12 protein-coding genes are annotated in these 10,222 nt (G+C 76.2%); 7 read left to right on the forward strand and 5 right to left on the reverse strand.

Annotated features, from left to right (window positions below):
* From BJF79_RS22260 to BJF79_RS22285, 6 genes are all read left to right on the forward strand, one after another.
* Positions 1–1,264, forward strand: a 1,264-nt coding sequence (locus BJF79_RS22260; RefSeq protein WP_075900163.1) for a lysine 5,6-aminomutase subunit alpha TIM-barrel domain-containing protein, incomplete at its 5' end; no start/stop codon positions are given.
* Positions 1,261–2,094: an OAM dimerization domain-containing protein gene (locus BJF79_RS22265; RefSeq protein WP_083733656.1), complete on the forward strand. Its 834-nt coding sequence runs from the start codon at positions 1,261–1,263 to the stop codon at positions 2,092–2,094. The genes BJF79_RS22260 and BJF79_RS22265, both read left to right, overlap by 4 nt.
* A complete protein-coding gene (locus BJF79_RS22270) occupies positions 2,091–2,507 on the forward strand; it encodes a hotdog fold domain-containing protein (RefSeq protein WP_075900165.1) in 417 nt (138 codons plus the stop codon). Before BJF79_RS22265 ends, BJF79_RS22270 begins: the two co-directional genes overlap by 4 nt.
* 545 nt (positions 2,508–3,052) lie before the next feature.
* Positions 3,053–4,948 carry an apolipoprotein N-acyltransferase gene (gene lnt / locus BJF79_RS22275; protein WP_075900167.1) on the forward strand — a complete coding sequence of 632 codons (1,896 nt, stop codon included), beginning with the start codon at positions 3,053–3,055 and terminating at the stop codon, positions 4,946–4,948.
* Positions 4,949–4,953: 5 nt separating this feature from the next.
* Entirely contained in the window at positions 4,954–5,700 is a 747-nt protein-coding gene (locus tag BJF79_RS22280; protein ID WP_083733658.1) for a polyprenol monophosphomannose synthase, read from the forward strand.
* A gap of 120 nt (positions 5,701–5,820) precedes the next feature.
* Positions 5,821–6,447: an FxsA family protein gene (locus BJF79_RS22285; protein WP_075900171.1), complete on the forward strand. Its 627-nt coding sequence runs from the start codon at positions 5,821–5,823 to the stop codon at positions 6,445–6,447.
* Between the two features lie 76 nt (positions 6,448–6,523).
* Here BJF79_RS22285 and BJF79_RS22290 read toward each other — a convergent pair whose 3' ends face one another.
* The 5 genes from BJF79_RS22290 to BJF79_RS22300 form a co-directional block, all read right to left on the reverse strand.
* Positions 6,524–7,258, reverse strand: a complete 735-nt coding sequence (locus BJF79_RS22290; RefSeq protein WP_262402407.1) for an ABC transporter permease — start codon at positions 7,256–7,258, stop codon at positions 6,524–6,526.
* A 103-nt stretch (positions 7,259–7,361) separates the two neighbouring features.
* Positions 7,362–7,859, reverse strand: coding sequence for a hypothetical protein (locus BJF79_RS61100; RefSeq protein ID WP_262402408.1), 498 nt, complete (start codon positions 7,857–7,859; stop codon positions 7,362–7,364).
* Positions 7,856–8,476 carry a DUF1349 domain-containing protein gene (locus BJF79_RS61105; protein WP_262402409.1) on the reverse strand — a complete coding sequence of 207 codons (621 nt, stop codon included), beginning with the start codon at positions 8,474–8,476 and terminating at the stop codon, positions 7,856–7,858. The genes BJF79_RS61100 and BJF79_RS61105 overlap by 4 nt, the downstream gene beginning before the upstream one ends.
* Positions 8,407–8,862 (reverse strand): hypothetical protein, encoded by a 456-nt coding sequence (locus BJF79_RS61110; protein WP_262402410.1) that lies wholly within the window; start codon positions 8,860–8,862, stop codon positions 8,407–8,409. Before BJF79_RS61110 ends, BJF79_RS61105 begins: the two co-directional genes overlap by 70 nt.
* Positions 8,777–9,763: an ATP-binding cassette domain-containing protein gene (locus tag BJF79_RS22300; RefSeq protein WP_075900173.1), complete on the reverse strand. Its 987-nt coding sequence runs from the start codon at positions 9,761–9,763 to the stop codon at positions 8,777–8,779. Before BJF79_RS22300 ends, BJF79_RS61110 begins: the two co-directional genes overlap by 86 nt.
* A 135-nt stretch (positions 9,764–9,898) precedes the next feature.
* Here BJF79_RS22300 and BJF79_RS22305 point away from each other — a divergent pair.
* The coding region (locus tag BJF79_RS22305) for a hypothetical protein (RefSeq protein ID WP_143220087.1) at positions 9,899–10,222 on the forward strand (324 nt) is incomplete at its 3' end.

Raw genomic sequence — 10,222 nt, forward strand, 5'->3', positions numbered from 1 at the left:
CCGCCGCGGCCCGCGGCGGCATGGCCCGCATCGACCGCACGCTCGCGCCGAACGCGACCGGCTGCTCGCCGAGCTGCCGCCGCCGGACCGTCCCGCCGACCCCGCCGCCCGGGCCCGCCCGCTCGTCTACCTCATCGTCGCCACCGGCGACATCCACGAGGACATCCCGCAGGCGCAGGCCGCGGCCCGCGAGGGCGCCGACGTCGTCGCGGTGATCCGCTCCACCGGTCAGTCGCTGCTGGACTTCGTCCCCGAGGGCGCCACCCGCGAGGGCTACGCCGGCACCTACGCCACCCAGGAGAACTTCCGGCTGATGCGGGCCGCCCTCGACGACGTCTCCCGCGAGCTCGGACGGTACGTGCGGCTCACCAACTACGCGTCCGGCCTGTGCATGCCCGAGATCGCGACCCTCGCCGGGCTCGAACGGCTCGACATGATGCTCAACGACTGCATGTACGGGATCATCTTCCGCGACATCAACCCCCGCCGCACCTTCATCGACCAGCGGTTCTCCCGGCAGATCCACGCCCGCGCCGGCATCGTCATCAACACCGGCGAGGACAACTACCTCACCACCGCCGACGCCGTCGACGCCGCCCACACCGTCGTCGTCAGCCAGCTGCTCAACGAGCGGTTCGGGCACGAGGCCGGGCTCGCCGACGCCCAGCTCGGCCTCGGCCACGCCTTCGAGATCGACCCGAAGGTCCCCGAGTCGTTCCGGCTCGAACTCGCCCACGCCCAGCTCGTCCGGGAACTGTTCCCCGACGCGCCGCTGAAGTACATGCCGCCCACCAAGCACATGACCGGCAACATCTTCGCCGGGTACCTGCTGGACGCCTTCTTCAACCTCGCCGGCGTCATGACCGGCCAGTCGATCATCCTCATCGGGATGATGACCGAGGGCATCCACACCCCCTGGCTGTCGGACCGCGACCTGGCCCTGGAGAACGTCCGCTACGTCCGCGACGCCTGCGGCGACCTCGCCGAGGACTTCGTCCCCCGCCCCGACGGCGTCGTCGCGCGGCGCGCCCGCACGGTGCTGGCCGAATCCCTGGAGCTGCTCGAACGCATCGGCGACGACGGGCTGCTCACCGCCATCGCCGACGGCACCTTCGGCGTCACCCGCCGCCCGCCCGACGGCGGCAAGGGCCTGGACGGCGTCGTCGAGCGCGCCGACGGGTACGTCAACCCCGCCATCGACATCCTCGATACCGAGGACCCGCAGGACGCCCCGACCGCCGCCGACCAGGAGGTGCCCGCATGACCGTCGAGAGCCCCGGCACGGGGACCGGAACCCGGGCGCCGACCGAGCCCGCCGACACCCGGCAGGTCATCCGCCCCTACGGCGACACCACCGGCGACGGCATGGTGCAGATGTCGTTCACCCTGCCCGTCCCCGCCGGGCCCCGCGCCGACGCCGCCGCCCTGCAGCTCGCCGGGAAGATGGGACTGGAACCCGCCAGCGTCGTCCACGCCAAGCCGATGGGCCCCGACTTCACCTTCTTCATCGTCTACGGCAAGACCCGCCACCTCATCGACTACGCCTCCATCCCGGCCCCGCCCGAACGCGAGTACCCGCTGCTGACCGCCCAGGAGGTCAACCTCGCGATCCGCCGCGCCCTGAACCGGCGGCTGGTGATCGTCGGCGCCTGCATCGGCACCGACGCCCACACCGTCGGCATCGACGCCATCCTCAACGTCAAGGGATTCGCCGGGGAGAAGGGCCTGGAGTACTACCGCGAGATCCAGGTCGTGAACATGGGCGCCCAGGTCACCGTCGCCGAGCTCGTCGAACGCGCCAAGGCGGTCGACGCCGACGCCGTCCTGGTGTCCCAGGTCGTCACCCAGCGCAACGCCCACCTGCACAACACCAAGCAGATGGCCGCCGCGTTCCACGCCGAATACCCCACCGCCGTCGGCCCCGGCATGGGACGCCCGCTGCTCGTCGTCGGCGGCCCCCGGTTCGACACCGTCACCGCGGGCGACCTCGGCGTCGACCGGATCTTCGGCCGCGGCACCACCCCCGCCGAGGTCGCCAGTTTCGTCGTCCACGCCCTCCTGCCGGAGGACGCCACCGGAAAGGACCCGTCGTGACCGACACCGCAGCCCCGTCCGGCGCCGACCCGCGGCGGGGACTGACCGTCGTCCACCGCCGCTACATCCCCTACTCCCACGCCCACTACGCCGGAGACCTCGTCGACGGCGCCTACCTGCTCGCCCTGTTCGGCGACGCCGCCACCGAGGCGTGCATCCGCACCGACGGAGACGAGGGCCTGTTCGCGTCCTACTCCGACGTGCAGTTCCGCGCCCCCGTCCGCGCCGGGGACGTCGTGGAGACCGTCGCCGTCGTCGCCCGCGTCGGCACCCGCAGCCGCACCCTGGAGTTCGAAGCCCGGGTGGTGTGCCGGGGACGCCCCGACAAGGGCGAGTCGTCCGCCGAGGTGCTGCCCGAACCCGTCGTCGCCGCCACCGCCACCGGGACCGTCGTCGTGCCCGCCCCCCAGTAATGACCGCCCGGAAAACCGGAACCGGCCGGGCCGCGCCGCCGCCCTGACCGGCGGATATGTCGTCCCGGGCACCGATCATGGCCCTGACCTGGGTGAACGGGGAGTAGCCGCAGAACATGCGGCGGTTGACAAGGCCGTGAGAGCCGGTAAATTCGGCTCCAGTCCAGCACGGGACTCACCGATCGGCCGCCCGAGACGCTGCCGGGCACCGTGCCGCGGCGGGAAGAGCGAGGGCAACGTTCCGGTCGCCCGCCCGAGCCAGCGCGGTGATCCGACGCGGCGCCCGGATGCGGAGCCGCCCGATCGGCCAGGGGGTTGGACCCGGGAAGGGCCCGGACATCCAGTAGAAAACGGAGCCTCGTTCTCACCGCCTGTGGGACGACTCCGGCCCGACGGATGTCACGGGCCCTCTTCCGTGTCCCCGCCTGCCCGCACACCCGAACGCCCGCGGCCCCCGATCGCGCCGGGGTCGCGTCGCCGCTCGGCCCGGTAGCGTTCCGAGCAGGGAGAGTCGGGAGAACCCCGAACGATCGAGCGAACGGGGCGTGGAGTTGGCCCAGGACATCCTTCCGGACCGGCCGCCGGCCGGCTCGGCACGCCGCGCCCCCGGCCCGGACGCGCCCGCCGTCGGCGGACGGCTCGTCCGGCACCGCACCGGACGCCCGGCCCCGTCGGCACCGGCGCGCCGCCGCCTGGTTCCGCCGCGGCGGCGACGCCGGCTGGGCCCGACGCTGCTCGCCGTCGCGGGCGGGCTGCTCATGTGGCTGGCGTTCCCGCCGCACGACCTCGTCCCGCTCGCCCCCGTGGGCGTCGCCTTCCTCACCCTCGCTCTGCACGGCCGCGTCCCCGGCCTGCGGACCGCGCCCGGCACCGTCCGCGCCACCGCCCGCACCGGCGCCTGGCTCGGCTTCCTCGGCGGCGCCGCGTTCTTCCTGCCCGTCCTCACCGGCATCGTCAAGATCGGCCCGGACGCGTGGGTCCTGCTCAGCCTCGTCGAGGCCGCCTACCTCGCCCCGATGGGCGCCGGGATCGCCCTCGCCGCCCGCCTCCCCGGCTGGCCGGTGTGGGCGGCCGGGCTGTGGGTGGCGCAGGAGGCCGCCCGCGGCCGCGTCCCCTTCGGCGGGTTCCCCTGGGCGCGGCTGGCGTTCAGCCAGACCTCCACCCCGCTCACCCCCTACGCCTCCGTCGCGGGCGCGCCGCTGGTCACCTTCCTCACCGCGCTGACCGGCGGGCTCCTCGCCTACGCGGCGCTCGCCGCCCTCCGCACCCGCACCCGTACCCGCGTCGGCGGCGAAGCCGCGACCGGGACGGCGGCCGGGACGGACGGTGAGGCGACGATCGAACCGAGCGACGAGACGACCACCGAGACGGCGGGCGGCGGGCCGCGCAGCCGGGGCCCGAGCCGCGTCCTGATCGCGGCCGCGTCCGTCGCCGTCCCGCTCGCGCTGATCGCCGCGATCGTCGGCGGCGGCGCCCTGATCCCGACCCCGGCCGACGGCCGCCCGGTCACCGTCGCCGTCGTCCAGGGCAACGTCCCCCGCCTCGGCCTGGACTTCCAGGGCCAGCGCCGCGCCGTCCTGGACAACCACGTCGAGGCGACCCGCGAGCTGGCGCGCCGCGTCCGCGCCGGGGAAGCGGCCCGCCCCGAACTGGTCGTGTGGCCGGAGAACTCCAGCGACCTCGACCCCTACCGCGAGCCCGACGCCTACGCCGCCATCGACGGCGCCGTCAAGGACATCGGCGTGCCCGTGCTCGTCGGCGCGCTCACCGCCACCCCCGACCAGGAGAAGGTCGAGAACCGCGGCATCGTGTGGGACCCCGAGACCGGCCCCGGCGACTACTACGTCAAGCGGCACCCCGTCCCGTTCGGGGAGTACGTCCCGTTCCGCGACATCCTGACGAAGTTCATCGACCGGTTCGGCCAGATCCCCCGCGACTTCGTCCACGGCACCCGCTCGGGCGTCATGCGGCTCGGGCCCGTCACCGTCGGCGACGTCATCTGCTTCGAGGTCGCCTACGACCAGGAGGTCCGCGACGTCGCCGCCGGGCAGCTGCTGGTCGTGCAGACCAACAACGCCACCTACGGGCACACCAGCCTCCCGCCGCAGCAGATCGCGATGTCCCGGCTGCGCGCGGTCGAACATGGCCGTACGATCTTGGTTGCCGCGACGAGCGGGATCAGCGCGATCGTCGCACCGGACGGCCGGATGATCGACCGGTCCGGCGAGTTCGTCCGGGACCTGCAGGTCGCCACCGTCCCGGCGCGCACGTCCACCACCCTGTCCGACCGGATGGGCGCCGCGCCGGAGTGGGCCATGGCGGCGCTGGGCGTCGCGGCCGCCTGCGCCGCCGCCGGGGCCATGGTCCGCTCCACGCGGACGGCACGGGCGGCGCGCGGGCCGGACGGTGCCGCGGTGGACAGCAACGACGAGGAGAAATGACGCCGATGGAGATGCCGGGCGAGCTGGGGCGCGTGCTCGTGATCATCCCGACCTACAACGAGCGGGACAACATCGAGCGCATCACCGGCCGGGTCCGCGAAGCCGTCCCGTCGGTGGACGTCCTGATCGTCGACGACGCCAGCCCCGACGGCACCGGCGAGGTCGCCGACGCCATGGCCGGCGAGGACCCGCAGATCGCCGTGCTGCACCGGCAGGGCAAGGACGGCCTCGGCCCCGCCTACATCGCCGGGTTCCGGTGGGCCGCCGAACGCGGCTACGACGTGATGGTCGAGATGGACGCCGACGGCTCCCACCAGCCCGAGGAACTGCCCCGCCTGCTGTCCGCCCTGGAGGACGCCGACCTGGTCATCGGCGCCCGCTGGGTGCCCGGCGGCCGCGTCGAGAACTGGCCCCGGCGGCGCGAGGCGCTGTCGCGCGGCGCCAACACCTACGCCCGGCTGATGCTCGGCATCCCCCTGCACGACGCCACCGGCGGCTACCGGGCGTTCCGCGCCGCCACCCTGGAGAAGATCGGGCTGGACGAGGTCGACTCGCGCGGCTACTGCTTCCAGATCGACCTGGCGCTGCGGGCGCTCCGCGAGGGCCTGCGGGTCGTGGAGATCCCGATCACGTTCGTCGAGCGGGTCCACGGCACCAGCAAGATGAGCCGCGACGTGATGGCCGAGGCCGCGATGCGGATCACCCAGTGGGGGATGACCGACCGGGTCGAGAAGTTCCGCGGCCCCCGCTGACCGCCCCGCCCGCCCGGCCGCCGTTTCGCTCTGGGTGATCGGGCCGCCGCCGGGGAAACGTTCGGGGGCGTCGCGGCGTTGACCCCGGTGGAGGCTTTTTCCGACCCCGAAGATGGAGCCATGCTGCCGCTCGCACTGGTCCTGGCGTTCCTGGTGTTGCCGGTCCTGGAGATCTACGTGATCATCCAGGTGGGCGGGGTGATCGGCGCCTGGCCGACCGTCGCGCTGCTGGTCCTGGAGTGCGTGCTGGGCGGCTGGATCATGCGCCGCGAGGGCCGCCGCGCGTGGCGGGCCCTGCAGGAGACCTTCGAGCGCGGCGTCGTCCCCGACCGGGAGCTGGCCGACGCCGCGCTCGTCCTGGTCGGCGGGGTGCTGCTGCTCACCCCCGGATTCGTCACCGACGTGTTCGGGTTCCTGTTCGTGCTGCCGTTCACCCGCCCCGCGGTGCGGGCGCTGCTGTCGCGGTGGGCGGCCCGCCGGATGCGGGTCGCGCAGTCCCGCCCGTCCGCGATGTTCCCGCCCGGCGGACGCGGACGCGGCGCCGGGCCCTTCGGGCAGGACGCACCGGGCGGGTTCGGCGGCCTCGGCGGGTTCGGGCCCTTCGGCCCCACCGGCCGCGACGGCCGCGACCCCGCCGGGACACCGCGCGGCCCGGTCGTCCCCGGCGAGGTCATCGACCCCGACACCGAAGAGGGCACCGGCCGGAACGGGGACCGAAGCGCGGGAGACAAGCCCCTCACCCCCTGACCCGCCCAGGCCCGGGGCACGGGCCTAGGCGGGCCGGGCGGGGCCGGGGCCGGACGCGCGGATAGCGGGGCGGCGGTCAGGCGTCGCGGCGGGCCAGGACCGTCCCGCCGAGGAGCAGCGCCAGCGCCGCCCACCCGGCCAGCACCCCCAGCCCGGCCCACGGCCCGACCGGCAGCCGCTCCAGCGCCCGCGTCGCCTGCACCGCCAGGCCCGCCGGCATCGGCGCGAACCGCTCCAGCCGCTCCTGCCACCGGTCGTCGCCCACCAGCGGGACGACCACCGGCGCGGCCCACAGCAGCCCCAGGACGCCCGTCAGGCCCCCGGCGGTGCCCCGGACGGCCGCCGCCGCGCCCAGCCCCAGCAGCGCCACGAGCACCAGGTAGAGCACCGACCCGGCGGCGGCCCGCGCCGTCGGCCCGTCCAGTACCGACAGCGGCGGATACCCGGCCGCCGCCGTGAAGCCGTTGCGCGGCAGGACGAACCGGCCCGCCGCGAGCGACCCCGCGACCCCGGCCGTCCCCGCGGCGCGGCGGACGAGCCCGGCGACCGCCGCCGCCTTCGCCGCCAGCACCAGCCCCCGGCGGGGCACCGCCGCCAGCGTCGGCACGATCGTGCGGGTCCCGTACTCGCCGCCGATCGCCAGCACCCCCAGCACCACCGCCGCGACCTGCCCCACCCGGACGCCGACAGGCTCAGCCGCGGGGTGTCCTCCAGGCACCCGGCCGGGGACGGGCAGTTCGCGGTGTCCACCGGCCACATCGCCGCCGCGCCCGCCGCGACCGTCGACGCCGCCAGCGCGAACAGCAGCCACCCGGTGCCGCGCAGCGTCCGCAGCTTGATCCACTCGGCGCGCAGCGCCCGCGCCGCCACCGTGCCGTACCCGGGCCCGGCCCCGGGCCCGGCCGTTCCCGCGCTCACGCGTCCCTCCGCCGCAGCAGCCACGCCGCCGCGGCCAGCGCGACCGCCGCGTACGCGCACAGCACCCCCAGGCCCGCCCACGCCCGATCGCGGTGTCGTAGCGCGGGACGGTCTGCTGCACGGCGAACCCCGCCGCCGGCGTGAGCCGCTCCAGCCAGCGCGCCGTCGAGACCGGCAGCCCGGACGCCACGATCTGCGGCACCAGCAGCGCGAGCAGCACGACCGCGATCGCCGGGGCGGTGCGGCCGCACGATCACCGCGACCGCCAGCGCCAGCACCGCGACCGCCGACATAAGCAGGCCCGTGCCCGCCAGCGCCCGCAGCACCGTGCCGTCCGTCAGGTCCGGCACCGGCAGCCCGCCCGCGTCGGTCGCCGCCAGCGCGCCGAGCGCGGCCGCCAGCCCGGCCGCCAGACCCGCCGCGGCGATCACCGCGGCCTTGGCCGCCAGCACCCGGCCCCGCCGCGGCGACGCCGCGAGCGTCACCGCGATCATGCGGCGCCGGTACTCGGAGGCGACGACAGCACCGCGACCGCCACGACCGCCGCCTGCCCGACCAGCAGCCCGGTCAGGGCGGTGCGGGTCGTGTCGTCGGAGAACAGGTCCGGGCCGATGTCGCCCGCGCCCGTCAGCGTGAAGACGCCGCCCGCGCGGGTGGACCCGGTGCCCTCGGGCGCGGCCGGGCCCCCTGGCCCGGCCGTGTCCCGCCACCCGCCGCGCCGTCGCGCCAGCGCCGGCAGCGCGACGCCGTCGAACGTCGCCGTCGTCTCGGTCGGCTGCCCGGAGACCTCCTCGCCGCCGAACTGCCGCACCACCTCGATCTCGTCGGGGGACGCGACGAACAGGCCCGCCGTCACCGTGTCCGGGAGCCCGTCCAGGCGCACCTCGCCGACCCTGCGCCAGTCGTGCCCGTCCGCCGACGCGTACCCGGTGACGGACGGTCCCGACCGGTCCAGCCGCAGCCAGTGCGGGGCCGCCCCGGTCCCGCCGCCCCGGCCGCCGCTCTCGTAGCCGGTCTGCATCCGCACCCCGTGCCGGGGCGTCACCATGATCGCCGCGTAGGGGGTGCCGGGCTCGCGCCCGCGCGCACCATCAGGCCCGCCTTCGCCCACGCCTCGTCCGCCCGCTGGGACGCGACGCGCGCGACCATGCTCCCGTCCCCCGTGAGGGTCCGGTAGGTGTAGTGGCCCTGGTCGGTGGCGCCCGCGGGCACGGGCGAGGTCCCCGGCCCGCCGCCGCCCGTGGTCTGCGTCGACGCCGCGGTCAGCAGCGCCACCAGGGCGGTCACCACGACCGCGGCCGCGAACGCGAGCACCCAGCGGGGGACGGACCGCAGCTTCGTCCACTCGGCCAGCAGCAGCCGCCCGAACCCGTCGCCGCCCGCCCGGACCGTGCTCCGGTACGCGCCGCGGTCATGACGCCTCCCCGCCGGACGCGTCCGCCGCCGCGTCCCCGCCGGTGCCCGCGGCCGCGGCGGGGGCCGTCCCGGCGGCGGCACGGAACTCCACGGCGTCCCTGGTCAGCTCCATGTACGCCTCCTCCAGCGACGCCCGGTGCTCGGCCACCCCCGAGAACGGCACCCCGGCCTCCGTCAGCAGCTCCACGACCCGCCCGGCGGGCAGACCCGCCGCCGTCACCGCGTCCCGTCCCGGCGACGTCACCGTCGCGCCCGCGTTCGCCAGCACCGTCATCGCCTCCCGCCGCTCGGACGTGCGCACCTCGACGCGCCCGCCCGACGCCGCCGCCAGCAGCGCGGCGACGCCCGTGTCGGCGATCAGCCGGCCCCGCCCGATCACCACCAGATGGTCGGCGCCGCCCTCCAGTTCGCTCATCAGATGCGACGACACCAGCACCGCGCGGCCCTCGGCGGCCAGCGTCCGCAGCAGCCCCCGGATCCACGCGACGCCCTCGGGGTCCAGCCCGTTGACCGGCTCGTCGAACATCAGCGCCGGGGGATCCCCCAGCAGCGCCGCCGCGATGCCCAGCCGCTGCCGCATCCCCAGCGAGAACCCCCCGGCCGGGCGCCGCGCGACCGCCGCCAGCCCGGCCAGCTCCAGCACCTCGCCGACCCGCCGCGCCGGGATGCCGTTCGCGCGCGCCAGCCACAGCAGATGGTCGCGGGCGCGCCGCGCGGGATGCACCGCCCCGGCGTCCAGCATGCTGCCCAGCCGGCACAGCGGCGTCCGCAGCGACCGGTAGGGGCGCCCGCCGACCAGGGCCGTGCCCGCGTCGGGCCGGTCCAGCCCGAGGATCATCCGCATCGTGGTGGTCTTGCCCGAGCCGTTCGGCCCGACGAACCCGGTGACCAGCCCGGGCTCGACCGTGAACGACAGGTCGTCGACGGCGACGGCCGTCCCGTACCGTTTGCGCAGCCCGCGCACTTCGATGGTCGCTTCCATGGCCCCGGACGCTACGGGCCGCCGCGGTGCCGTGTCGTCCCGCCGCGGAGCCGTCGTGGCGTCCCCGGCGGCGGGGAGCGCGCGTCCCCCCGGGGAGGGACGCGCCGGGGCCGGGAACGCGCCACAATGGCGTGCGTGACGACGATCCGGGAGCCGCTGTGGCCGGTGGCGGGCGGCTGCCTGGCGGCCGCCGCCGTCGCCGAGGCGGTGCTGCGCGCCGGCGGGACCGGCCAGACGCTGCCGCTCGCGCTGGTCCTGGACGTGTCGGCCACGCTCCCGCTCGTGCTGCTGCGGCGCCCCGCCGCGGCGTTCCCCGGGGACGCCGCGGGGCGCGGCCCGGCGGCGGCCGTCCCGATCGCGGTCATGGTCGCACCGTCGCCGCCGTCGCGGCGTCCCTGCTGCACCGCGGCCCGGCGCTGGCCGTCGACGCCCGCGCTCGCGCCCGTCTGGGCCGTGCTC

Origin of the sequence: Actinomadura sp. CNU-125 (genome assembly GCF_001942465.1) — a bacterium.
In the GTDB taxonomy this organism is placed as follows: domain Bacteria; phylum Actinomycetota; class Actinomycetes; order Streptosporangiales; family Streptosporangiaceae; genus Spirillospora.